Origin of the sequence: Buttiauxella sp. B2 (assembly GCF_006376615.1) — a bacterium.
In the GTDB taxonomy this organism is placed as follows: Bacteria; Pseudomonadota; Gammaproteobacteria; order Enterobacterales; family Enterobacteriaceae; genus Buttiauxella.
In genome coordinates this window covers 137334-162739 of record NZ_VEXQ01000007.1, presented here as the reverse complement: position 1 = coordinate 162739, position 25406 = coordinate 137334, and the positions used below count along the sequence as shown (strand labels likewise).

The window sequence follows — 25406 nt, the reverse complement described above, 5'->3', positions numbered from 1 at the left end:
TGGGGCAACCAGCTTGCCCCGCTTCGTCCCCGCCTGGCATTGAAATTAGCTACACTAAGCCTCATCTTAATAAGATTGCTTTTGTAGCGCGCATCGTGCGCTCCATTTCTCAGATATCAGGAACCGCGCTTATGACTAATCCATTGTTAACACCTTTCGAGCTGCCGCCGTTTTCCGCCTTAAAACCTGAACATATTGTCCCTGCCGTGCAGCAAGCACTGGATGATTGTCGTGCGAAAGTCGAAAGTGTGGTGGCACAGGGTGCGCCTTATAGCTGGGAAAACCTTTGCCAGCCGCTGGCTGAAGTTGATGACCGTCTGGGACGTATTTTCTCACCAGTGAGCCATTTGAATTCTGTGAAAAACAGCCCGGAATTGCGCGAAGCCTACGAACAAACGCTTCCGTTGCTGTCTGAATACAGCACTTGGGTGGGCCAGCACGAAGGGCTATATCAGGCTTACCGCAACCTGCGTGACGGTGCGAATTACGCCGATCTCAGCCTGGCAGAGAAAAAAGCTGTTGATAACGCGCTGCGTGATTTCGAACTTTCTGGTATCGGTTTACCGGAAGAGAAACAGAAGCGTTATGGCGAGATTGCTGCGCGCTTGTCTGAACTGGGTTCCACCTACAGCAATAACGTGCTGGACGCGACTCAGGGCTGGACGAAACTGATTACTGATGACGGCGAACTTTCCGGTATGCCGGAAAGCGCAATGGCGGCAGCACGTGCCCAGGCCGAAGCGAAAGACCAGGACGGCTGGTTGCTGACGCTGGATATTCCAAGCTACTTGCCAGTACTTACTTACTGCGACAACCGCGAACTGCGTGAAGAAATGTACCGCGCCTATGCCACTCGTGCTTCCGATCAAGGGCCGAATGCAGGCAAGTGGGATAACACACCAGTAATGGAAGAGATTCTGGCGCTACGCCATGAACTGGCAGAATTACTGGGCTTTGGTAACTACGCGGAAAAATCGCTGGCCACTAAAATGGCTGAAAACCCGCAGCAGGTTCTGGAGTTCTTAACCGACCTCGCTAAGCGTGCGCGCCCACAGGGTGAAGCTGAACTGGCGCAACTGCGTGAGTTTACGAAAAAAGAATTTAATGTCACGGAGCTGGAACCGTGGGATATCACCTATTACAGCGAAAAACAGAAACAACATCTGTATAGCATCAGCGATGAACAACTGCGCCCGTACTTCCCTGAAGATCGCGCGGTTAACGGCCTGTTTGAAGTGGTGAAACGCATTTACGGTATAACCGCAAAAGAGCGTAAAGACATCGATGTCTGGCATTCAGATGTACGTTTCTTCGAACTGTATGACGAAAAAGGTGAACTGCGCGGCAGCTTCTATCTCGACCTGTATGCCCGTGAAAACAAACGTGGCGGGGCGTGGATGGATGATTGCGTGGGCCAGATGCGCAAGGCAGACGGTTCGCTGCAAAAACCGGTCGCTTATCTGACCTGCAACTTTAACCGTCCAGTCAACGGCAAACCGGCGCTGTTTACCCATGACGAAGTGATCACCTTGTTCCATGAGTTCGGCCACGGATTGCATCATATGCTGACCAAAGTCGAAACGGCGGGCGTTTCCGGTATCAACGGCGTGCCGTGGGATGCTGTCGAGCTGCCAAGTCAGTTTATGGAAAACTGGTGCTGGGAGCCTGATGCGCTGGCGTTTATCTCTGGCCATTACGAAACAGGTGAACCGCTGCCAAAAGAATTACTGGATAAAATGCTGGCGGCGAAGAACTACCAGGCTGCGCTATTTATCCTTCGCCAGCTGGAGTTCGGCCTGTTTGACTTCCGTCTGCATGCTGAATTCAACCCAGAGCTTGGTGCGAAAGTGCTGGAAACTCTGTATGAAATCAAGAAGCTGGTTGCTGTTGTGCCTTCACCAAAATGGGGCCGTTTCCCACATGCTTTCAGCCACATCTTTGCGGGTGGTTATGCTGCGGGTTATTACAGCTATCTATGGGCTGATGTGCTTGCGGCGGACGCATTCTCACGCTTTGAAGAAGAAGGTATTTTCAACCGTGTAACCGGGCAGTCTTTCCTTGATAACATCCTGACCCGTGGTGGTTCTGAAGAGCCAATGGAGCTGTTCAAACGCTTCCGTGGCCGTGAACCGCAGCTCGATGCGATGCTGGCTCATTACGGTATCAAGGGCTAATTCATTCTGTGAAAATCTGTTTATTAACTGAATCAGGCGCCGACACCGGCGCCTTATCTCTTTTGAGTGAGCGTTGGGGTCTGACACACGACGAAGATGCACTGATGGCGCTGGTTTTAACACCGGAACATCTCGAACTGCGCAAGCGTGATGAGCCAAAGTTGGGCGGCATTTTTGTCGATTTTGTCTCGGGTGCGATGGCGCATCGCCGTAAGTTTGGCGGTGGGCGCGGTGAAGCGGTGGCGAAAGCCGTTGGTATCAAAAGCGGTTATTTACCTGATGTTGTCGATGCGACTGCGGGGCTTGGGCGCGATGCATTTGTACTGGCGTCTGTGGGCTGTCGAGTGCGAATGTTAGAGCGTAACCCAGTGGTTGCAGCATTGCTGGATGACGGTTTGCGCCGTGGCTATCAGGATGGCGAAATCGGTGGCTGGTTACAGGAACGTTTGCAGCTTATCCACGCCTCGAGCCTGACCGCATTAAGCGACATTACGCCACGCCCGGAAGTGGTTTATCTCGACCCTATGTTTCCGCACAAGCAAAAAAGTGCACTGGTGAAGAAAGAGATGCGTGTGTTTCAGTCACTGGTGGGGCCGGATGAAGATGCCGATGGTTTGCTGTTACCCGCGCAACAGTTAGCGAAAAAACGCGTTGTTGTGAAACGCCCGGATTACGCACCACCGCTCGGCGGTGTGGAAACGCATAATGCTGTGGTGACTAAAGGCCACCGCTTTGACATTTATCCAGGTACACCAGAATGAAAAAGCCCCGCATCGCGGGGCTTCAAAGCATTTATACCCAATGTCTTTTACGTTGCAGGAAGGCGGCAAGAGAACGAATCCCGATGAGCTTAGTGAACTAAGTGATTCGGGTGAGTGAACGCAGCCAACGCACCTGTAGCGTGAAAGACGAAGGGTAAATTAATCTTCATCTTCGTCACGCAGTGGAACAATCAACATATCAACGTGAACGGTGTTGATAAGTTGGCGTGCGGAAGACATCAGCTTGCTCCAGAAATCCTGGTGGTGCCCGCAGACCACTAAATCCATATCGTACTTCTTAATGGCATCCACCAGTACCTGGCCCAAATCGCCGCTACCGCTCAGGGTTTCAGTAATCGGATAACCTGCGCCAGTAGACAGTTCGCTCAGCGCGTGGTGAGTTTCTTCAGAAATGCGTTTCTGCATATCGCCCAGATTTACATCAATCAATCCGGTATAGAGATCGGAGTAATTTACATCGACATGAATCAGGGAAACCTTAGCGTTGTATGGGCGAGCCATAGAAACTGCTTTTTCCACCAGTACTTTGCTCTCCGGGGAGAGGTCTACCGCGATCAGAATGTGTTTGTAAGCCATAATTTTACTCCTTCCATAAGTTGTCGATGACCAGCCTGGTCGGATAACACGATGCTCTGCATCTGTGCCATCCGCGTGTAAAGACCTAAATTGTAGATGATATTTCTACCCTATAGCGAATGATAGAAATCGTCAATGTGCCACCGCTGTATACATTGAAGCCAAAAATGAGTTTTATCGCCTTGATAAAGATTAACGATGTGGCAAAAAAATTAACGGATCTCCTACACTATTAAATAAGCCGTTCCGGAATAGTAATGTGAACCGGATCGGCTTTTTGGGCTCGCTGAACGGTCTTTCTGGTTTTCGGGGTGAGTAGTTGCCCTGGAGTGATGTACTGGGGCTTCACCGGGGGGGAAAATATGATGATCAGCACCGTCGCGCTATTTTGGGCGCTTTGTGTAGTTTGTGTTGTGAATATGGCGCGCTATTACTCATCTTTGCGTGCACTGCTGGTGGTACTGCGCGGATGCGATCCGTTGCTGTATCAGTATGTCGATGGAGGCGGTTTTTTTACCTCTCACGGGCAGCCTAGCAAACAGATTCGGCTGGTGAGTTATATCTACGCTCAACGTTATCTGGACCATCACGACGATGAGTTTATCCGCCGCTGTGAACGTCTACGGCGCCAGTTTATTTTGACCAGCGCGTTGTGTGGGCTAGTGGTGATAAGTCTCGTTGGACTGATGATTTGGCATTAGCAGTTTCAGCGCATAAAAAAGCGGGCCAGTTTCCTGACCCGCTTTTTGTCGTCTTGCGATCACTGCATCATGCTTAGATGAAGTGCAGTGAAATCCAGTACAAACCACCGGAAAGCAGAATCGACACTGGCAAAGTAAACACCCACGCCATCAGGATGTTCGTCACCGTTTTACGTTGTAAACCGCCACCATCAACAATCATTGTCCCCGCAACGGAAGACGAAAGTACGTGTGTGGTGGAAACCGGCATACCCGTATAGCTTGCAACACCAATGGAGACGGCGGCTGTCAGCTGCGCGGACATGCCCTGCGCATACGTCATACCTTTTTTACCGATCTTCTCACCGATAGTTGTCGCCACACGACGCCAGCCAATCATAGTACCGATGCCGAGCGCCAGAGCGACCGCCATGATTATCCAGATTGGGGCATACTCAATGGTATACAGCAGGTCAGTTTTCAATTCTTTCAGGAAGCGCTTATCGTCCGGTTTTGTTTCCGGCAGATTTGCAGCTTTCTCAGCGGTGTCAGAGATGCAAAGCAGCAGGCGGCGCATATGGCTGCGCTGTTCAACGCTAAGCTTGTCGTAGCTGTCAATATTGCCCAGCAACTCTTTCGCACGCTGCACGGCAATCATGGCGCGGCTGGCATCGCAATGGAACTCAGCAGGTTTATCCTGGCCCTGTACTTCATCAGGGGTCGGGATAGCCGGGTTGAGATCAATCACGTGCTTAATCGCATCACCATGTTGCGCATAGTATTGCTCAAGGTGTGTGATGGCGTCGCGAGTACGAGCTATGTCGTAACCGGATGCATTCATGTTCACCACGAAGCCCGCAGGGGCCACACCAATCAGCACCAGCATGATCAAGCCGATGCCTTTCTGACCATCGTTCGCACCATGAGAGAAACTCACGCCAATGGCGGAAAGAATCAGGGCGATACGTGTCCAGAATGGTGGCTTTTTCTTGCCGTCTTGTTTCTCGCGCTCAGCAGGTGTGAGGTGGATACGGCGGCGCTTTTTGGTGCCGCTCCAGTAGCGACGTAACAAAAAGATAAGCCCGCCCGCAATCACCAGACCGACCAATGGCGACAGGATCAACGACATGAAAATCCCAATGACTTTCGGGATGTTCAGCGCATCAACTACCGAGGTACCGGTCATCAATGCATTCGTCAAACCAATACCAATGATGGCACCGATAAGCGTATGGGAGCTGGAAGCCGGCAAACCAAAGTACCAGGTGCCAAGGTTCCAAATGATAGCGGCTAGCAACATAGAGAACACCATGGCGAGGCCATGAGCAGACCCTACGTTCAACAGTAGATCGGTTGGTAACATATGCACAATTGCATACGCAACACTCAATCCACCGAGCAGAACGCCGAGGAAGTTAAACAACGCCGCCATTGCCACCGCGAGTTGCGATCGCATTGCACGGGTATAGATAACAGTTGCCACTGCGTTAGCAGTGTCGTGAAAGCCATTGATCGCTTCATAGAAGAGAACAAACGCCAGAGCAAGTAATAACAAAAGCCCGGTATGCATATCCAGGCCATTAAACAGAAATTCCATAGACGTTACGCCATTTTGAGGACATGAACGCGGCGCATTATGTAAGACAACTCCGTAATGCGCCAACAGAAATATGGACTTTTCTTGATGTTTGTCCGTTAACCGTCAAACATCGAAAAGATTTACATATTTATTTTCAATCACCTGCAATTGTTAAGCCGCTTTTAGCTGGTGCGACCAAGCCGCTATCTTTACAATTCCTTGCATTAAGCATAGTCGGGAGTAGGTCGTGGGAAAGTTTGATACCGTTATTATTGGTGCGGGGGCCGCAGGAATGTTCTGTGCAGCTATGGCTGGGCAAGCAGGCAGTCGAGTGTTGCTTATCGATAACGGTAAAAAGCCAGGGCGTAAAATCCTCATGTCAGGAGGAGGGCGCTGCAACTTTACTAATCTTTATATCGAACCTGCTGCGTATCTAAGCCAAAACCCTCATTTTTGTAAATCTGCTCTTGCGCGTTATACCCAGTGGGATTTTATCGACATGGTCGGTAAGCACGGTATTGCATGGCATGAGAAGACCTTGGGCCAACTTTTTTGCGACGAATCAGCGCAGCAGATTGTGGATATGCTGGTTGCCGAATGTGAAAAAGGACAAGTCACCACGCGCCTACGCAGTGAAGTGTTGAGTATCGAACGTGATGAAAACGGCTATACCATCCAATTAAATGGCGACAGTGTACAAGCGGCAAAATTGGTCATCGCAACCGGTGGGCTTTCAATGCCAGGCTTGGGTGCAACGCCGTTTGGTTACAAAATTGCTGAACAGTTTGGTCTGAAAGTTTTACCGACTCGTGCCGGTCTGGTGCCGTTTACTCTACATAAACCATTGCTTGAGCAGTTACAGGTGCTATCTGGCGTTTCCGTGCCATCGGTAATCACAGCAGAGAATGGTGTTAGCTTCCGCGAGAATTTACTGTTTACCCACCGCGGCTTATCTGGCCCAGCAGTATTACAGCTTTCCAGTTATTGGCAGCCAGGTGAGTATGTGAGTGTTAACTTACTTCCTGATACCGATCTGGATGAGTTTCTCAATGAGCAGCGCGACGCTCATCCGAATCAAAGCTTGAAAAATACTTTGGGGATGGTGCTACCAAAGCGCCTGGTGGAATGTCTGCAACTGCTTGGCCAAATTCCAGACGTCACGCTAAAACAACTCAACTCCCGTCAACAAAGTGAATTGATAGAAACACTGCAAGCCTGGCAAGTACAACCTAACGGTACAGAAGGTTATCGCACCGCAGAAGTGACGCTTGGCGGCGTGGATACCAATGAGCTCAGCTCACGCACTATGGAAGCACGTAATGTGCCCGGCCTTTATTTCATTGGCGAAGTGATGGACGTTACCGGTTGGTTAGGTGGGTATAATTTCCAATGGGCATGGAGTTCTGCCTGGGCTTGTGCTCAGGATTTAGCTGGCGAGTGACAATAAAGTTGCATGCTTAAATAGAGCGTGGCTCTATTTTTCATGCTGAATATTGTTGTTGGTGCAAGGGTTAATACCATGCATCGCCGGGATTACAATCATGAGTAGAGGGCGGCGGTATAGGTTATGGTGAAAATTATTAACCTTTGCTTCCGACCCAGGATGTTCAATTAAACGGTAACCGTTCGTAATTTTGGCTTTAGCCCGGCGTAAGCATCATTTTCTCTCTACTATTGAAAGCGGTTGTTTTTAATTTTACAACCATCATCCAGGTGGTGTGGCGATATATTTATCTGAAACGATATTACTCTGCTATCAGTTAGTATTGTGGTATCGATTTACACGATGCAACATAAACTACTAAGCACAATGCGCCTCTAAGATTAGTTTGTGCTGAGAGATACTTTCCTAAAATGTTATTTATAATAAGAATAGAATGTTTTTACATTTTGTGATTGACGTTCAATGTTAATTAAATCACACACATTTTTGACATTCAATTTCGTTAATGCATTTATTTTATGTTGGCTAACTATTTTTTTATTTATAGACATGTTTCTTGAAATGTCACTGGTTGACATTTCATTCAAGACATGTGTGATTATTTGGTATTGCGTTAGCGTTAATTTATCAAAGCATGGCATAGGGTTATGAACCCCCGAATTGCACTCGCCGAGCTTTATTTTTCTAAGAACCCGGCTTAGTTTTGCATAGAGTTTACGAATGTTAATCCTTCTGTCAAAGAAATAGGTATTAACATCAAATTTTACCGGATCTGTAAAATTAAATATGCTACTTGTACAACCTGCGCTGCTTGCAAAAAAAACGTGACAGGATTCAAGATCGCTTATTTCACTATTTTCACCAGGAGAGACAAGGTCAACAAAAACTATCCTGGCGGTGCTAACAATGGAAGCCAAATGTAGCCTTTCTAAAAGAACCTGCAAACCGGCCTTAAAATAGGTATCATTGCTGCATATATTTATGTCGATAAAATTTTGTTGCATAATAATAACCAAATTAAATGTAGCTCACACTTGAATATAGTGAAAGCCACTGAAATTAACATTCGACACTTGTATGTGAGTAAAAAATTAACTCAACCGGTAACATGTACTCTGCCTATATGTGGCTAATTTATTTGTTATTTCTCTGTAATAACAAATTCATGGGTAGCAATCCAATAGAGAACAACGCCATCATGAGAAAACAATAAGCCAGTAAAGCAATAATAAGTACAAAGCACGAATTGATTGAACATGTATTTTATTTTTCTGGCCTCCATATCATCCGCGATAAAGTATTCAGAGTTGCATTCATCAGAGTGTTGATAATATACGGCAGGAAGAAATAAATGAAAACTAAAAGTATCTTATTAAAAATATTACGCATTAACAAATATGTGGATAAGTGACATTGCTTTCATCGGCTACGATTCATTATGGAATATTAAATTAAAACAATCGATTACGCACAACTAAACGTGAGGGTATAACAATTGCAAAGTGTTGCAATTAGGTTAAACCGAAATTGTATTAATGATTTATTGCATAATAAGGATTTTATTAAGCATCTTAAGGGTTTTCATTTTTATGGAGTACGGTCATGCATCATATAGATGAAGAAAATACCTGAACCATCTTGTAGAGAGGGATCACTTTGGGCATCAAATGAAGATAAAGTTAATGAGCAAGGTATTCTGGTTGGTTTTTAACTGATATGCAAAGGACGCTATCAACATCCACCCGAGGATGAAAAGCCCCGGTAGAACAGTTTTATCTTTTGGTTGCATAAAACTTCAACAACCCATCTGTGGTTAGTTTCGATTGTTTAATGTAATAAAACCCTGATGCTCCTCCCCGAAGATTATTAAATAAAGTGCCGGTACTTCCCAGTAGCTCGTTGCAGAAAAGCGTTATTCGAACATAACATCTGCATTATCAAGGCAAGTTGGCATATTTCAGCTTGCAATTGGCACACAGAGAAACACTGGTAACCTGTCATTTAGAATAAGATAGTTACCATTTTTGGTCTTATCAATTTTAATGCGTATGCCGCGCTGTGGCATCAAATAAAAATCAGGCACTAAATCATTCAAAGAATTACGCACAGCAGGCGGTAGCGCATTATCATTTGTAGCATCGGAAAACATTTTATAGACATCACCATCTTTGTCGTAACTAAAATTGACCACCCGATGAAATTTTTCCGGCAACAACGGTGGGGTTGTGAAGGTCATGAATAATTCGAAAAAGTTATCACCCGGGCTCATATGTAAAATCGTTTTTATATTAAGCGTATTGTCTCTGTCATGTAACACCGTTCTTGCCTGGCAGTTAATATTTGCGGTATTCGTCTTATACCATGTAGTAATTAGAGTTATCATTACCAGCATGGTGAAACCAACCAATGTATACACTAATGATTTTTTCATTTAATTATCATTCCAGTAAATTTTCGTTACGCAGGTTTTTGCCTCAAGGACAGGCTTATCGCAATACATAACAGAAACACGAGTACGCGCAGTATTTACCGAAAGATATGCATTTGTTAATACATTGCATGTAATATTAAATTTATTAAAGTAACCATTTAACTCAGAAGTATTATTTTGTGCAAAATCTGGATAGGTAAAAACATTGCAACCACCGTGTTCAGTAGCAAGTGTATAGCTATCAAATATAATTGTTCTCTCATTTTTCTGAGATGAAAAACCCAGCCAAAAAAGGCCTGCGCTAAATAAAGCAATGGCAACAAAAAGCATGGGCTTTAAATATACGGTATTCGCAAGAAATTTACGCAGTGGAGGAGAAAATGCATCCGGCATACTTACCTGTGATGGTTTTCTATTAGCCTTTTCTTTTAAATGGCTGACATCTGCTTCTTCAAAACTAACTTTCAATTCACTGCTTAGCCGAAACCCTGTTCTGGGAACAGTTATCACCATATCAGATAACCCATTCGAGGCATTCTTAAGGCTTCTGCGCAAAAGTGAAATGTTTTGATACAGTGCGTTGAGTGGAATCTGGCTCGCTTCACTCCCCCAAATAAACTGAAATAAATCGGCTTGTGTCACCGCTTCTGGATACTTTTCTAATAAAAGTAACAGGCAACGACTTACCGGGGCGTTAAGTTTAACAATGCGATCATTCTCACTTGTAACTGTAAGTGTATTATTGTGGCTATCAAAAATGACATTGCCGTTGAGGTGAATTCTTGAGTGCATACCGGCTCGCCTTAAAACTAAACTCTATTAAGATGTTTAATAAACTTCTTAACAACTATAGTAAACTATTAAGATAATGTTTTCACTAACCTAATCGTAACACTTTGCATACTCAGCACTTTTTCCCATAACCTTATAACTATTTGTTTTGTATGTAATTTGCAAAAAAAAATCCACTACAGACTCACTCAGTGTTAACTACCCATTATCTTTTTAACTTACAGGAATAAAAATAATTTTAATAAGTTTATTCTTGTTTTTATTTATATTTCATTTGTTATTATTGTAACGATTCTGGTAGTGCAAATTCATTCTTATGGTTAAGAGAATAAAACATATGTTTAATCACCATGTCAATGGCAAGGTCTAGATAAATGAAAATACTCAGGGGTAAATATCATGCTTGATTATTTTGCTTTAGCTGTGCTTATTGTCGTTTTTCTCGTGTTGTTCTATGGAATAATTATTATTCATGACATCCCTTATGAAATAGCAAAACGCAGAAACCACCCACATGAAGATGCAATACATGTTGCAGGTTGGGTCAGCCTTTTCACACTGCATGTAATATGGCCTTTCCTCTGGATATGGGCAACGCTTTATCGTCAAGATCATGGGTGGGGAATGGAGAGAAATACAGACGCACTAGAAATAAAAAAACGACTTGAAGACCTGGAAATGAAAATTAACAAACTGGAAAGAAAGTAAAAATGCACCTTATAAATATTACATTGGTGTTTATTATTTTGTATTGTGCTTTATTGATTTTAAGTTTTAAGGCATCGCTTAGTATTTTAATGTTATTGGTATCATGAAGTAAAGGTGTGTCCACATGGATTTATTGATTATTTTAACTTACATTGCACTGTCTTGGTTAATATTCAAGATTTTTAAAATACCTGTTAATAAATGGAGCGTACCAACCGCCGCACTTGGTGGAATAATATTAGTCAGCGGACTAGTTTTGGTGATGAATTATAATCATCCATATACTTTTACCGCACAGAAAGCAGTGGTATCCATACCGATCGTTCCTCAGGTCACAGGTATTGTGACAGAAGTGACTGATAGAACGAATCAAAGGGTTACGAAAGGCGAAGTCCTTTTTAAGCTTGATCCTACACGTTTTCAGGCACGGCTGGACAAACTGCTGGCTGACAAAACAACGACGGAACATGCTGTTGATAGTTTAAAAGCAAGCCTGCAACAAGCACACGCGCTAGCAGACCAAGCCCGTGCGGAACGAGATAATAGTTATAAAAATTATCAGCGTTATCTTCAAGGTAGCCAGGCAAAAGTAAATCCATTCTCGGAGAGGGATATTGATACATCGCGGCAGGCATACCTGGCGCAAGAAGCAAATTATAAGGCATCTCAGGCAGGGGAAGCGCAGATTCAGGCACAACTGGATAGCCAAATACATGGCGAAAATTCGCAGGTAGTCAGCCTGAATTCGCAAATTAAAGAAGCGCAATATGACCTTGAGCAAACTATTGTTCGGGCTCCCAGCAACGGCTATGTCACGCAGGTCCTCATTCGTCCGGGTACTTTCGCTGCGGCACTACCTTTGCGCCCCGTAATGGTATTTATTCCGGAGCAAACACGTCAAATTATTGCAACGTTCCGTCAAAATGCTTTATTGCGTCTTAAACCTGGCGATGAAGCGGAAGTCGTATTTAATGCCCTGCCAGGGAAAGTCTACGCTGCAAAGTTAAAGTCAGTGATCCCCGTAGTACCTACAGGTGCTTATCAGGCATCAGGAACACTGCAAACATTAAATATTCAACCTAATGGTGATGGAGTAATGGCGATGGTTGAACTTGAACCTAATGCTGATATCGAATCATTACCCGATGGTATTTATGCTCAGGTAGCAATTTACTCTGATCATTTTTCTCATGTTTCAATAATGAGAAAGGTTTTGCTGCGAATGACCAGTTGGATGCACTATCTCTATTTAGATCATTAAATAATTTCTGTTTATATAAGGGTGTATGATGGAAAAAATATCCTATGTGAAGGATTTAATTTCCTGGATTGATGAGAATCTGGATGAAAGATTAACATTAGATACCATTACCATTAAATCAGGTTATTCTAAATGGTATCTACAATTGGTTTTTAAACAAGTACAAGGGGTGTCGCTAGGTAGTTATGTTCGCACACGACGTTTGACTGAAGCCGCGCGTGAATTACAGTCTGGCGATCACTCAATATTAGATATAGCACTAAAATACCATTTCGATTGCCAGCAGTCATTTACCAGGGCATTCAAGCGTGAATTTGCGATGACACCAGGTACTTTCAGGAAAACAGCAAAGGTTTGGTCGCGCGCAAGTGCCCAATTTCCAATAGTGCATAGCGCGCTATCATGTCACCCTGCGGCTACTCAATAATAACGCAGGGGCTAGTCTGGTAAACGGCACTGGGCGCCAGAAGTAATATCCTTGCAGAAATTGAATACCCTTCGTATTCAGATAGTCAGCTTGATACTGTGTCTCGACGCCTTCGGCGATCAGGCTTAATGACAGGTTTTTCGCCATGTCGATGACGCAGTCTACTAACAGAGTAGAATCAGGAGAAGGGCTGATTCTTCTGACGAAACTTTTATCAATTTTTAAATAATCAATACAAAAATCATTGAGATAAGAAATACCTGAATAACCAGTACCAAAATCATCCAGCGCCAGCAGCACACCGTGACTACGCAGCCGGGCGAACATAGCCTTACCTTTTGGAGTCAACGCTAGCGGTTCCCGTTCTGTGATTTCCAATACCAACGTTATCTTTTTGTCAGCAAAGATTTCCAGCAATTGCAGACAATCATACTCAAATTCCTCACTGTGCTCATGGGCGGCGCTGATGTTAATACCAATATGCAACCCCTCTGGCATATATAGCGCTACAGTACGCAAATCTTCAATCACACGCATCATTAGCACATGCGTCAACTCAATAATCTGACCCGATTTTTCTGCCACTGGGATAAAAATATCAGGTGAAATAAAACCAGAGTCCGGTTGCTTCCATCTTGCAAGAATTTCGAAACCACTAATTTTACCACTAGCGCTATTTACGATAGGTTGATAGAACGGAACTATCTCACCACGGGCTATTGCTCTACGTAAATTTTCTTCCGGTGTAATATATTGATTCAGATAACGAAGAATGAACCAGGCTATAATAGATGACATAATTGCGAGAATCATCATCAGGAAATTCCCCTGAGTGATTAACCGTTCCCAATTAAAAAAAGGCGGTGGTTCGTAATCTATACTGAATGGATAATGAATTGAATGTAAAGAGAGTTTTCCATGGGCAAGAGGTTTGACCACGCTATTATAAGGTAACATATTTTTACCCACGACAAGCGTAAATAATATTTTATCTGATGCTGTCTTGAGGGCAATATTTATGTGGGAAAAACCAATACTTGCACCAATATAACCAGAATACCCCGGAGTTTGATAAAACAGTACTGGACTCCCCCCAGAAATCTCATCACCTGGGTAAAGCGTAAGATTTGTGGTGGCGGAAGTACTTCCCTGTATTCTCAGACTTTTATTCCCGAGTAACGATGAGCACCATACCTCGCTATTTCTGATCAAAACCACATAGCGCAGATGTGGACCCATCGCAGCTTCACGATTTAATAACCTCTGGGCATCAGGTGTACAAAGACCTGTTGTTATTGTGCGAACGGCATCAGTTGCTTTTCTAGCCTCATCAATCATGTCATCAACCAGTGAGGCTGATAACTGTGCTTCCTGTTTTCTCACAGCAATCTCTGAATGCCAGAGTTGCCAATTCAATGCCAACACACCAGTAATAAAAAACAGCAGGCCACAGATTGAGGCGATAAATGATTCACGCATTATATTCCCTGATACGTGTAATAATATATTGTTGGTTTTAGTAATGTACTTAAAGTATATATAATTGTAATAAGAATGTTTAACAAAAATTGTTAAAGCGTAAATTATTATTTTACACTTTCTCATTCTCACCTGTTTTATCTATAAGAGTAACCGTGGAGTGGCTGTGTTGAATAAATCAGATTTAGATAAAAACCCCTCTCTCAGTGACTTCCTCATACCATCCCTGAATGGCTAATTCATCGAGCCAGAAAGTCATGGAGCCGCTATTGATGAGAGCCTGATGGTGGTTTTTCAAGTTGGTGATTCTGAACTTTTGCTTTGCCGCATGGCATTCGGTGTAGCCAGGATGATGAGTGAACGGTTTTGTAAATCAACTTCTGCAATGAATGCACAAAAACACCACCAGTTAATAATTCTGACCCCTCAACATCTATTTGTGCACAATGAAATTTAATGCGTAACTGGGATGTAATATTCAGATTCAAATAAGAAGTCTTCTTCAGTGGAGATATCTGCTACAAATCGGAAATGTTCAACATCAGTTCCTTTTCTTCTTTTAAGGTGACACTTTGACAGTGTTTCCATATAAGTTCGCCTTGATAGTGATTCGTAATCCTCCCACCGCCCCCGAAAATTAAACCCTGCATACAGACCCGCAGCCAAACGCTGACTCTTCGCCGTTCCGTATTTTTTATTCTTCTGAGCCTTGATGCCAATGAAAGTCATTATATTCAGACTATTTCCTGCTTTTCCTGTTGGTTCAAAACTCGATAACAGATAAATATCCTCTTTGTAATAGTTTAAATTCGTCACTATAGCATCCATCCTGAGTGGATTACTGTTTATAGGTTTATCTATAATAGATTCGCTATAATTTAATTCATGGCCAACAATCTCCATTTCCTGAAGTTCCACTAAATTTATTACTGGTAAAGAAGTTGATTCGAAATTAAATGGTGACTTTAAGTTTGCCAGATCCCAGCATTCTTTTTTTCTATATTCACGAGGGGAAAGGTTAAATAGTTTTTTAAATTCTCTGGAAAAAGACTGCTGGGAGTCAAAATTTAAATGATGTGCTATATCAGTTGCAGATTGTGATGTCAGTCTTAACCTAATGGCTGCCATTGATAATCTACGATGCCGTATATATTTGCCCAGAGGCATACCAACATGTTCTTTGAAAATTTTCTCAATATATCGCCGTGAATATCCAGAAACTTTTACGATGTCATCAATAGAGATGCCAGATGAGACGTTATCTTCAATCCACTCAACTATTGCTTTAACGGTCATTTTTTTCATTAGTCGGCCCTGAAAATCATATCCTTTGATAACATTTATCTCATATATCCAGGGCGACATCTAAAAATTCTTGAAAATCAGGATTAGCGTTAGCGGCTTAAGAGACCCGGCAAGTGCAGGCACTACCGGGTCTCTTCATTTACAAGCGCACCGAATCAATATGCCAGATGGACTCGACGTACTCCTTGATAGTTCTATCAGAGGAAAAATAGCCCATATTGGCAATGTTGAGCATCGTTTTCGCGGTCCACTCTTCCGGACAAGCAAACAGTTCGTCCACCTTGTCCTGGCAATCAACATAGCTACGATAATCCGCCAGCACCTGATAGTGGTCGCCAAAATTAATCAGCGAATCCACCAGGTTACGGTAGCGTCCCGGATCTTCCGGATTGAACACCCCACTGCCAATTTGCGTCAGGGCCTGATGCAGCTCTTCATCGTTTTCATAATATTCGCGAGGTTGGTAACCCTGCCTGCGCAGTGCTTCTACCTCTTTCGCCGTGTTGCCAAAGATAAAGATATTTTCCTTCCCCACATGCTCTCGTATCTCAATGTTGGCACCGTCCAGCGTGCCAATGGTTAATGCACCATTGAGAGCAAATTTCATGTTACTGGTGCCGGATGCTTCCGTGCCCGCCAGTGAAATCTGCTCAGACAGGTCAGCCGCAGGAATAATCAACTGTGCCAGGCTGACACTGTAGTTGGGGATAAACACGACCTTCAGCTTATCCCCAATCTGCGGATCGTTATTGACGACCTTAGCCACGTCGTTTATCAGGCGGATAATGTGTTTTGCCATGTAATAGGCCGAAGCCGCCTTTCCGGCAAAGATAATCACTCGTGGCACCCAAGCGGCATCAGGATCAGCTTTGATGCGGTTGTAGCGGGTTATCACGTGTAGCACATTCATCAGCTGACGTTTGTACTCATGAATACGTTTAATCTGCACATCAAACAGTGCTTTCGGATTCACCATGACGTTCAGTTGCAGGGCAAGGAATTTTGCAAGACGCTTTTTATTTTCAAACTTTGCCTGCTGCACAGCATGGTTCATCCGCGGGAAATCAAAGTACTGCTTAAGCTCACTCAACTGGCTCAGGTCAGTGCGCCAACAGCGACCAATGCTTTTATCCAGCACGTTGGATAAATGCGGATTCGCCAGCGCCAGCCAGCGCCTTGGTGTTACGCCGTTGGTGACATTACAAAAACGGGTTGGGAATATCTTCGCAAAATCAGCAAACAGCGACTGCACCATCAGATTGGAGTGCAGCTTAGAAACCCCATTGACCTTATAGCAAACCACCACGGCCAACCAAGCCATGCGCACACAACGACCATTGGACTCGTCGATGATCGACGCTCGCTTCAGTAGACCAGAATCGTTCGGATACTGCTCCTGAAGGGTTTTCAGGAAGTAATCGTTAATCTCAAAGATGATTTGCAGATGGCGCGGCAGAATTTTTCCGAGCATGTCGACCGGCCAGGTTTCCAGCGCCTCGCTCATCAACGTATGGTTGGTATAGGAGAACACCTGACAGGTAACCTCAAAGGCATCTTCCCAACTGAATTTGTGCTCGTCGATTAACAAGCGCATGAGTTCAGGAATCGATAGCACGGGATGGGTGTCATTGAGGTGAATGGAGATTTTGTCCGCCAGGTTATTGTAAGTTTTGTACACCAGGTAATGGCGGTTCAGGATGTCCTGTATCGTTGCGGATACCAGGAAATACTCCTGACGCAAACGTAATTCACGCCCGGAATAGGTCGAGTCATCGGGGTAAAGTACACGCGATACATTTTCCGAGTGGTTTTTATCTTCCACCGCCGCGAAGTAGTCACCCTGATTAAACTTACCGAGGTTAATTTCGTTACTGGCCTGAGCGCTCCATAAACGCAGTGTGTTGGCGACATCAGACTCATACCCTGGGATAATCTGGTCGTAAGCCACCGCCAGGATCTCTTCGGTTTCAACCCAGCGAGTTTTTTCTCCTTCCTGCTGAACACGGCCGCCAAAGAGTACTTTGTAGCGCGTGTTATGGCGCTTGAATTCCCATGGGTTTCCGTATTCCAGCCAGTAATCTGGAGACTCTTTCTGCTGACCGTCAACGATGTTCTGCTGGAACATACCGTAATCGTAGCGGATACCGTATCCACACCCAGGCAAGCCTAACGTCGCCATCGAATCGAGGAAGCAAGCCGCCAGACGCCCCAGACCACCGTTGCCGAGACCGGGATCGTTTTCTTCATCGATCAGTTCTTCGAGATCTAACCCCATCGCGTCCAGCGCGTCTTTAACCACGTCATGAACCCCTAACGATAACAGTGTATTGGAAAGGGTTCGGCCAATCAGGAACTCCATTGACAGATAGTAGACCTGACGGGTTTCCTGCGACAATTGAGCACGATTAGAGCGCAGCCAACGTTCCACGAGACCATCGCGCACGGCAAATAGCGTGGCATTTAGCCAGTCATGCTTGTTGGCAATAGCCGGGTCTTTACCAATCGTAAACATCAGCTTGTAGGCAATAGAATGTTTAAGTGCCTCGACGCTAAGCGTCGGTGAGGCATAGGGAAAGGGTGCGTTCATATCAATGAATCCTGGATAATTAAATCAAGCGTTGATAAAGGTCACGATAAGATTGCGCTGCAACTGCGGTTAAGGTTCAAGCACCGAACGATAAAGTGGCAACGCGTGGCACGTACCACGCGTGGGCCAATCCTTTTACTGCTTAACCTGGCAAGTTACGCAGCATTTCAGGTGTCACTAACACAATCCCTTCCTCTGACCGATAGAAGCGACGTGCATCTTCTTGCGCGTTTTCACCAATCACCATGCCGTCAGGAATGACACAGCCACGATCAATGATGCAGCGACGCAAACGACAAGAGCTTCCAACGGTCACATCAGGCAATAATACCGTCGAATCAATGTTGCTGAATGAATTCACCCGGACACGTGGGAATAACACCGACTGCTCCACCACCGAGCCTGAGATAATACATCCGCCAGAAACCAGTGAATTGCGCGTCATTCCGTGTTTGCCTGATAGATCCTGCACAAATTTTGCTGGCGGCAACGGTTCCACATATGTCCGAATAGGCCAGTTATGGTCATATATGTTCAGCTCAGGCGTCGTCGCTACCAAATCGAGGTTGGCTTTCCAGTAAGCTTCCAGCGTACCGACATCACGCCAGTATGACTCAGCTTGCTGATCAGACTGCACGCAGGACAGTGGGAACGGATGCGCATAAGCCATGCCAGCCTGGGTAATTTTCGGAATGATATTTTTACCGAAGTCATGACTTGAAGAGTCATCTTTGTCGTCTTCTTCGAGTAGCTCGTAGAGGTAATCGGCGTCAAAAATATAGATCCCCATACTGGCCAGAGATTTGGTTGTATCGTTTGGCATGGATGGAGGTTTTGCTGGTTTTTCGACGAATTCGATGATTTTGTCGTTTTCGTCAACCGCCATAACACCAAACGCGCTCGCCTCTTCAATTGGCACTGGTATACAAGCAACAGTACAGCGAGCACCTTTCTCGACGTGGTCGAGAAGCATCCGCGAGTAGTCCTGTTTGTAAATATGGTCGCCTGCGAGGATCACTATATATTCCGCGTTGTAGCGACGGATGATGTCCAGGTTCTGAGTCACGGCATCTGCCGTACCTCGATACCAGTTTTCTCCCCGCATTCTTTGCTGGGCAGGTAGCAGGTCGACGAACTCGTTCATCTCTCTATTAAGGAACGACCAACCGCGCTGAATATGCTGCACCAGAGAATGAGACTGATATTGCGTAAGCACGCCAATTTGTCGAATTCCTGAGTTAATGCAGTTGGATAATGCAAAATCAATAATTCGGAACTTGCCGCCAAAGTGCACCGCAGGTTTTGCACGCTTATTAGTTAAATCTTTCAGGCGGGTGCCACGACCACCGGCCAGGATCAAGGCAACTGACTTCAATGGCAACTGGCGTGCCAACATCATGCGATCGTTATTATTTAAACTCATTATTGGCTCCTTTTTTATCAGATCTGAAACACACGCAGTCTGTGTGCAAACCCCCGTCACGCCTTCTCCCGAATCAGCCAGATAGTCGCCAGCGGTGGAAGTGTGAGACTCAGTGAGTGCTGGCGACCGTGGCTGGCAATCTCATCACTGTGTACCGCTCCACCATTACCGGTATTGCTACCGTGGTAATACCTGGAGTCGGTATTGAGGATTTCACGCCAATAGCCCGGTTGATTAACACCGAAGCGGTATCCATGACGCGGCACTGAGGTAAAATTGCTCGCGACGATAATTTCGTTGCCATCTTTGTCGCGACGCACAAAAACCAGCACCGAACACTCGTTGTCATCGACAACTAACCATTCGAAACCGTAAGAATCGAAGTCAAGCTCATGCAGCGCTTTGTATTGACGGTAGATATGGTTAAGGTCACGAACTAATCGCTGTACGCCGTGGTGCCAGTTGTCATCTCCTTCCAGTAAATGCCAGTCGAGGCTGGTCTCGTGATTCCATTCCCGACCCTGAGCAAACTCGTTACCCATAAACAGCAATTTCTTACCGGGGAATGCCCACATCCAGGCGTAATAGGCGCGCAGATTGGCAAACTTCTGCCATGCATCTCCCGGCATACGATCGAGAATCGACTTTTTGCCATGTACAACTTCGTCATGCGACAGTGGCAAGACAAAGTTTTCGGTGTGGTTGTAAAGCATGCCGAAAGTCATCATATCGTGATGATATTTGCGATAAATCGGATCCAGCTTCATGTAGTTCAACGTGTCGTGCATCCAACCCAGGTTCCACTTGTACCAGAAACCCAGCCCCCCCATTGAAGGTGGCCGCGTCACCCCGGCAAAGTCTGTAGACTCCTCTGCCATGCTTATCGCGCCCGGAACTTGTTCGCCGAGAATACGGTTGGTATTACGTAAGAATTCAATGGATTCGAGATTTTCCCTCCCACCAAACTCATTAGGGATCCACTCACCTTCTTTGCGGCTGTAATCGCGATAGATCATCGATGCCACAGCATCCACGCGCAGTGCATCAATGCCAAAACGTTCAACCCAGTACAGGGCGTTGCCCATCAGAAAGTTCCCGACTTCGCGGCGTCCATAGTTGTAAATCAGCGTATTCCAGTCCTGGTGGTAGCCTTCGCGAGGGTCGCTGTGCTCGTAGAGTTGGGTGCCGTCAAACTCTGCAAGTGCAAAGTCGTCTGCCGGGAAGTGTCCCGGCACCCAATCCAGGATGACGTTCAGACCAGCCTGATGAGCGGCGTCGACAAAATAGCGGAAGTCATCGCGCGTGCCAAAACGGCGAGTCGGAGCGTACAGTCCTGTCGGCTGGTAACCCCAGCTGCCATCAAACGGGTGTTCATTAATCGGCATCAGTTCGAGGTGGGTAAAGCCCATCCATTTAGCATATTGAACCAACTGATCCGCCAGTTCGCGGTAGCTAAGCCAGGAGTGGTCGTCGGCATGACGACGCCACGAACCAAGGTGCACTTCATAGATGGAAATCGGTGCATCGAACTGGTTCGCTTTTATGCGCTCCTCGGTTTGCACTACTTTTTCTGGTAATCCACAGATTAGCGAAGCTGTTTGCGGGCGCAGTTGCGCTTCAAAAGCGTACGGGTCGGCTTTGAGCCGCAAATTACCGTTTGCGTCAATTATCTCGTATTTATACAGCTGACCGAATTTCACGGCAGGAATAAACAATTCCCAGATGCCACACTCTTTGCGCAAGCGCATAGGATGGCGGCGGCCATCCCAAAAGTTGAATTCGCCGACCACAGAAACGCGTTGAGCATTGGGTGCCCAGACGGAGAACCGGACTCCGGCCACACCATCGATTGTCTCCGCATGTGCCCCCATCGTTTCATAAGGACGCAGGTGGGTACCTTCAGATAACAACCAGGTATCCATCTCTTTTATCAGGTGGCCAAAACGATAGGGATCATCGATCAGGTACTGTTGCCCCTGCCAGATAACGGCAAGCTGATAGCGAAATACGTTCTTTCGGCGGGGCAAAATTCCGCAGAAAAAACCGCGTGAGTCCAGGCACTCCAGCTTGCCGACCTTACGTCCGGTTTTAGAGTCTGTTACCCACACCTCGCTGGCGTCGGGCAAGAGGGCGCGGACTTCCAACCCAAATTGAGTTTGGTGCATTCCTAGTACGGAAAAAGGATCCGAAAAATGACCTGCAATGAGGGCATTAATCACGTCTTTATCGACATAATCAGCCATGGTTGTCATCCTGTTTTGTGGTGTCCCCCTCCCAGAGCACTTTCGACATCAGATGGCGACACGTTTTTGACCTAAACGGGGCAGCATAATGGGTATACTCTTTGCTCCGTCCTACCTTTATAAAACTCAACAAAAATCATTCGGATTGCACAATTAATGGTACGTGTAGTGGCAGAGTGCATTTAGCCACTTGAATCGACGTAATATCTGGCAATCCTGGATGTGGTGAAAAATGGAGTATGCTGATCCAACACTGGGGACTGACGATGAACCCTATTTATTATCAAATGAGGCACGTCAGGTCGCATTAATGATTTAAAATAACTAATGACAAAATTAATATTCTATTGAAAATAATAAAATTCATCGCTCAGCAATATCAGTGTTAAGAGGTGGAATACATATACTTTTTTATAAAAAACAAAAAATGAACAGTAAATAATGAGGCATGTATTAGTTCATATGTTTTATTTTTTTACGAAAATAAATGTATCCTACGACACTGTAGTGGTCATGGCTGCCATTATTTGCATTTGGCTTATCTGGATAATCACTTCCGTTGAGAACATTAGCCTCATAAAACTAATATTACCCACCTGGATGTGTAAAAACTTAGCTTTTTACGTACACCTCGGTCATGTATTCTATATGGTGATCTACAGGTAACGTGTTCTGATTTAGTTAAAAAGTCCTCACTGTCAGTGAATTCTTCGGGCAATCCGTAAACTTCTGTGATGAATTATCTGACACCGTCTGAATTTACAGCGGACTGGCGAAACGGGGGAGTTGAGCATTGAACAAACCGACATTATTCAGTGACCGTTGTGTGTAATTGTGGGGGTAGGCCAGCGGTGCGCTAATAAAAAGCCGTATCGCTAAGTGTTTTGTGTGATTGACGTTATACCACTAAATTTAATACCACCGCCAAGCCCGTACGCTTAATTTTAAGGAGTAGCGTTATAAACTTTCTCGTCTTCAAACATCATCCACAGCACATTGGCAACTCGCCCAGCCCACCGCAATTGCATTGAGGCCGCCACGTTCAGTTGCTGTTTTACAAACAGCTTCTGGAGGGCGAGGTGCAAGGTCGGTTATCTGGCGTAAATGACAGAACTCGCCCATGCAGCCAGTTTCTGCAGGGGAAACCCGGCAATTGTCAGGTAGTGCCTGAACTAATACACTGGATCACCAAAAGTTTGGTAGGCACTTTTGGCCGGCACTTCAGAGTCATGCTGTAGATAACGCTTTCGCTCCTGCAGTGAGCAGCTAAGACATAACACCATTTCAGGGATAATATGTGAGCCACGATCCAACAGCATTATCTTCAAAACGGGCATTTCACTATGTTCCGTTTCGTCGTCTGTTCTTCGCCCGCTTGCTAACCGTTCTGGGAAATGGAATTGCACCGATTGCACTGGCTTTTGCCGTTCTCGATATGGGAGGCACTGTCGCCGATTTGGGCATTGTTATCGCGGCTCGTTCTATCTTCAATGTGGCTTTCTTGCTGATTGGCGGTGTGCTTGCCGATCGTTATTCCCGAAGCAAAGTATTGCTGTATTCATCCGTTATCGCCGCCATATCTCAGGGCATTGTTGCCTGTTTAGTATTGGATGGTTCTGCAACGATCACTTTGCTCGCGCTACTGGGGGCAATAAATGGAGCTGCTGCGGGTACCTCACTTCCAGCTTCGCAAGCCATGGTTCCACAAACCGTACCGGTGCACTGCCTACGGGAAGCCAATGCCTTTATTCAGTTGGGGATTTACGGTGGTACGGTAATAGGCGCATCCCTTGGCGGCGTTCTTACCAGCGTGACGGGGCCTGGATGGGGCCTGGCTATTGATGCTTTAGGGTTTGCTGCATCGGCACCTCTTTATCTAATGATTCGCACCAGCTTTGCACATCCCCTGGAATCACAATCTAATATCTTGCAGGACTTAAAAGAAGGTTGGGCTGAATTCATTTCGCGCTCCTGGGTTTGGGCTATCGTCGTGCAATTTACCATCGTCAATGCAGCATTTAGCGGTGTGATGATGGTGCTCGGCCCCGTCGTGGCGGATTCCACATTTGGCCGGGCTGGCTGGGGAATGGCAATCGCCGCGCAAAGTATTGGCTTGATTGCGGGTTCTTTTATTGCACTTCGCTGGCGGCCACGGCGTGATTTATTAATTGGTACTATGCTGGTGATATTTTGCGCAGGGCCGATTGCAGTGCTGGGATTGATACCGTCAATACCGAGTCTGATGGCTACATTTTTTATCGCCGGTGTAGGTTTTGGGCTCTTTGGCGTCGTCTGGGCGCATTCTCTGCAAACCCATATTCCGCCTGAAAAACTTGCACGTGTTTATGCATATGATGCATTGGGGTCTTTTGTGGCAATTCCGATTGGTGAACTTGCTGCCGGCCCGCTTGCTATGCATTACGGCACTACAAAGGTTCTGCTAGCATCAGCAGTGGCCGTTGTGGTGGCGACAATTGTTGTCAGTTTCACTCCATCAGTTAGAAGACTTAATAATGCAGCACAGGCCAGACAGCATAGTTAGTTGTCATACTTCGACTGGAATATAATATTCACAATCTAAAGTATTATCGTGGGTGGTATAACCATTATAAGTAAAGACCTCGATATCAGGTGCAGTTCTGCGTTTTAATTTATGCTTTGGGAAAACATTAAGATAGATGTGTTTCGAGTATGTACGATATTCCTCTTTGCTACATCTGAATGAAAATCGAGCGTAGAGACCGGAAGGGTATTCATAATCATTACTGCATTCGCTGTGATTATTTTTGTGTATACCAAAGACTGAACTTACTTTTATTCGCATGGAGTGCTTTTTATGTGCCTCATATTCTGATAATGACCAAATGTTTTGCTTTTTATTATTCAGGCTATTGATTATTTTTTTCCACCGAGCCTCTATAGAAGTATCACCTGTTATAACAGATATCTCATGATGAGAAATATTTCCAGAAACATACCCCCCAGGTAATGTACACAGGTGTAAATTACCGACATTAATAGGTCGGAACTTAAATTCTGCCAATAGTGGCGCAAAATCCCAATAGTGGCTTCTGCGATACTGAAGTGGCGTTATACCTGTTGCTTTTTTAAACTCCCGGCAAAATGTTTGTTGTGAGTCGTAACCAAATTTTGATGAAATATCAATGACATTCATGTTGGTTAGCCGTAGGTATATTGATGCACGAGTGACTCGACGCTTGCGAATATATAGACCAAGGGATATTTTCACATAGTGTTTAAAAATAGATTGAATATGCCTGCGACTGTAACCTGCGAGTATCGATATATCATCAATGTTAATATTCACTTCAATATGTTTTTCAATGTAATCTAATACTTCCTGTACTATTTTTTCTTTGGGCATAGGCGCAACATCCATGAATGCGAAAACTCCTTGTCAGACTTACACATAGTATATTTGTGAGTCAATAAACAAAATCAGATAATTTATTTTTCAGTTACGTGTGAAACCATGTGCAGTGTAATATTGCTTG

Annotated in this window: 20 protein-coding genes and 1 pseudogene; 8 read left to right on the top strand and 13 right to left on the bottom strand. The window is 45.2% G+C overall.

Annotation, left to right across the window (positions count from 1 at the left end):
• The first annotated feature begins 131 nt into the window (after positions 1 to 131).
• Positions 132 to 2174: an oligopeptidase A gene (gene prlC / locus FH968_RS10740; protein WP_139879233.1), complete on the top strand. Its 2043-nt coding sequence runs from the start codon at positions 132 to 134 to the stop codon at positions 2172 to 2174.
• Between the two features lie 8 nt (positions 2175 to 2182).
• The gene (rsmJ, locus tag FH968_RS10735; protein WP_139879231.1) at positions 2183 to 2935 is read left to right on the top strand and encodes a 16S rRNA (guanine(1516)-N(2))-methyltransferase RsmJ; all 753 of its coding nucleotides are present in this window, start codon (positions 2183 to 2185) and stop codon (positions 2933 to 2935) included.
• Between the two features lie 159 nt (positions 2936 to 3094).
• Here the strand turns inward: rsmJ and uspA are convergent, their stop codons facing one another.
• A complete protein-coding gene (gene uspA, locus FH968_RS10730; protein WP_034460563.1) occupies positions 3095 to 3532 on the bottom strand; it encodes a universal stress protein UspA in 438 nt (145 codons plus the stop codon).
• A 365-nt stretch (positions 3533 to 3897) separates the two neighbouring features.
• Here uspA and uspB point away from each other — a divergent pair, with 365 nt between their 5' ends.
• Positions 3898 to 4233 carry a universal stress protein UspB gene (gene uspB / locus FH968_RS10725; RefSeq protein ID WP_139879291.1) on the top strand — a complete coding sequence of 112 codons (336 nt, stop codon included), beginning with the start codon at positions 3898 to 3900 and terminating at the stop codon, positions 4231 to 4233.
• A gap of 73 nt (positions 4234 to 4306) precedes the next feature.
• On the opposite strand, the gene pitA is transcribed toward uspB, so the two are convergent.
• Positions 4307 to 5809: an inorganic phosphate transporter PitA gene (gene pitA, locus FH968_RS10720; protein ID WP_139879229.1), complete on the bottom strand. Its 1503-nt coding sequence runs from the start codon at positions 5807 to 5809 to the stop codon at positions 4307 to 4309.
• Positions 5810 to 6038: 229 nt separating this feature from the next.
• Between pitA and FH968_RS10715 the strand changes: the two genes are divergently transcribed.
• Positions 6039 to 7232, top strand: a complete 1194-nt coding sequence (locus FH968_RS10715) for an NAD(P)/FAD-dependent oxidoreductase (RefSeq protein ID WP_139879226.1) — start codon at positions 6039 to 6041, stop codon at positions 7230 to 7232.
• Between the two features lie 416 nt (positions 7233 to 7648).
• Here the strand turns inward: FH968_RS10715 and FH968_RS10710 are convergent, their stop codons facing one another.
• From FH968_RS10710 to FH968_RS10700, 3 genes are all read right to left on the bottom strand, one after another.
• Complete coding sequence (locus FH968_RS10710; RefSeq protein WP_139879224.1) at positions 7649 to 8239, bottom strand: LuxR C-terminal-related transcriptional regulator; 591 nt, start codon at positions 8237 to 8239, stop codon at positions 7649 to 7651.
• A gap of 953 nt (positions 8240 to 9192) precedes the next feature.
• Complete coding sequence (locus tag FH968_RS10705; protein WP_139879222.1) at positions 9193 to 9666, bottom strand: hypothetical protein; 474 nt, start codon at positions 9664 to 9666, stop codon at positions 9193 to 9195.
• Positions 9667 to 10458, bottom strand: coding sequence for a winged helix-turn-helix domain-containing protein (locus FH968_RS10700; RefSeq protein WP_139879219.1), 792 nt, complete (start codon positions 10456 to 10458; stop codon positions 9667 to 9669). It lies immediately after the preceding gene.
• Positions 10459 to 10854: 396 nt separating this feature from the next.
• On the opposite strand from FH968_RS10700, the gene FH968_RS10695 reads away from it, so the two are divergent.
• From FH968_RS10695 to FH968_RS10685, 3 genes are all read left to right on the top strand, one after another.
• Positions 10855 to 11166 carry a DUF3302 domain-containing protein gene (locus tag FH968_RS10695; RefSeq protein ID WP_139879217.1) on the top strand — a complete coding sequence of 104 codons (312 nt, stop codon included), beginning with the start codon at positions 10855 to 10857 and terminating at the stop codon, positions 11164 to 11166.
• A gap of 124 nt (positions 11167 to 11290) precedes the next feature.
• Entirely contained in the window at positions 11291 to 12427 is a 1137-nt protein-coding gene (locus FH968_RS10690; RefSeq protein ID WP_139879215.1) for an HlyD family secretion protein, read from the top strand.
• Positions 12428 to 12455: 28 nt separating this feature from the next.
• A complete protein-coding gene (locus FH968_RS10685; RefSeq protein WP_189389081.1) occupies positions 12456 to 12854 on the top strand; it encodes a helix-turn-helix domain-containing protein in 399 nt (132 codons plus the stop codon).
• Here the strand turns inward: FH968_RS10685 and FH968_RS10680 are convergent.
• The 7 genes and pseudogenes from FH968_RS10680 to FH968_RS23660 form a co-directional block, all read right to left on the bottom strand.
• On the bottom strand, positions 12828 to 14333 hold the full coding sequence (locus tag FH968_RS10680) for an EAL domain-containing protein (protein ID WP_189389078.1): 1506 nt from the start codon (positions 14331 to 14333) through the stop codon (positions 12828 to 12830). The genes FH968_RS10685 and FH968_RS10680 overlap by 27 nt on opposite strands.
• A 205-nt stretch (positions 14334 to 14538) precedes the next feature.
• Positions 14539 to 14640: pseudogene (locus FH968_RS23860) on the bottom strand (IS5/IS1182 family transposase); the annotation flags it as partial.
• Positions 14641 to 14786: 146 nt separating this feature from the next.
• Entirely contained in the window at positions 14787 to 15638 is an 852-nt protein-coding gene (locus tag FH968_RS10670; RefSeq protein WP_189389074.1) for a helix-turn-helix domain-containing protein, read from the bottom strand.
• A 139-nt stretch (positions 15639 to 15777) separates the two neighbouring features.
• A complete protein-coding gene (gene glgP, locus FH968_RS10665) occupies positions 15778 to 18225 on the bottom strand; it encodes a glycogen phosphorylase (RefSeq protein ID WP_139879206.1) in 2448 nt (815 codons plus the stop codon).
• Between the two features lie 142 nt (positions 18226 to 18367).
• Positions 18368 to 19651, bottom strand: a complete 1284-nt coding sequence (gene glgC, locus FH968_RS10660) for a glucose-1-phosphate adenylyltransferase (protein WP_139879290.1) — start codon at positions 19649 to 19651, stop codon at positions 18368 to 18370.
• Between the two features lie 53 nt (positions 19652 to 19704).
• Positions 19705 to 21891, bottom strand: coding sequence for a 1,4-alpha-glucan branching enzyme (glgB, locus tag FH968_RS10655; protein ID WP_139879203.1), 2187 nt, complete (start codon positions 21889 to 21891; stop codon positions 19705 to 19707).
• A 975-nt stretch (positions 21892 to 22866) separates the two neighbouring features.
• Positions 22867 to 23013 (bottom strand): hypothetical protein, encoded by a 147-nt coding sequence (locus tag FH968_RS23660; RefSeq protein WP_189389071.1) that lies wholly within the window; start codon positions 23011 to 23013, stop codon positions 22867 to 22869.
• A gap of 175 nt (positions 23014 to 23188) precedes the next feature.
• Between FH968_RS23660 and FH968_RS10650 the strand changes: the two genes are divergently transcribed.
• Entirely contained in the window at positions 23189 to 24433 is a 1245-nt protein-coding gene (locus tag FH968_RS10650; protein WP_139879201.1) for an MFS transporter, read from the top strand.
• A 3-nt stretch (positions 24434 to 24436) separates the two neighbouring features.
• Here FH968_RS10650 and FH968_RS10645 read toward each other — a convergent pair whose 3' ends face one another.
• A complete protein-coding gene (locus FH968_RS10645; protein ID WP_139879198.1) occupies positions 24437 to 25291 on the bottom strand; it encodes an AraC family transcriptional regulator in 855 nt (284 codons plus the stop codon).
• Positions 25292 to 25406: the final 115 nt, after the last annotated feature.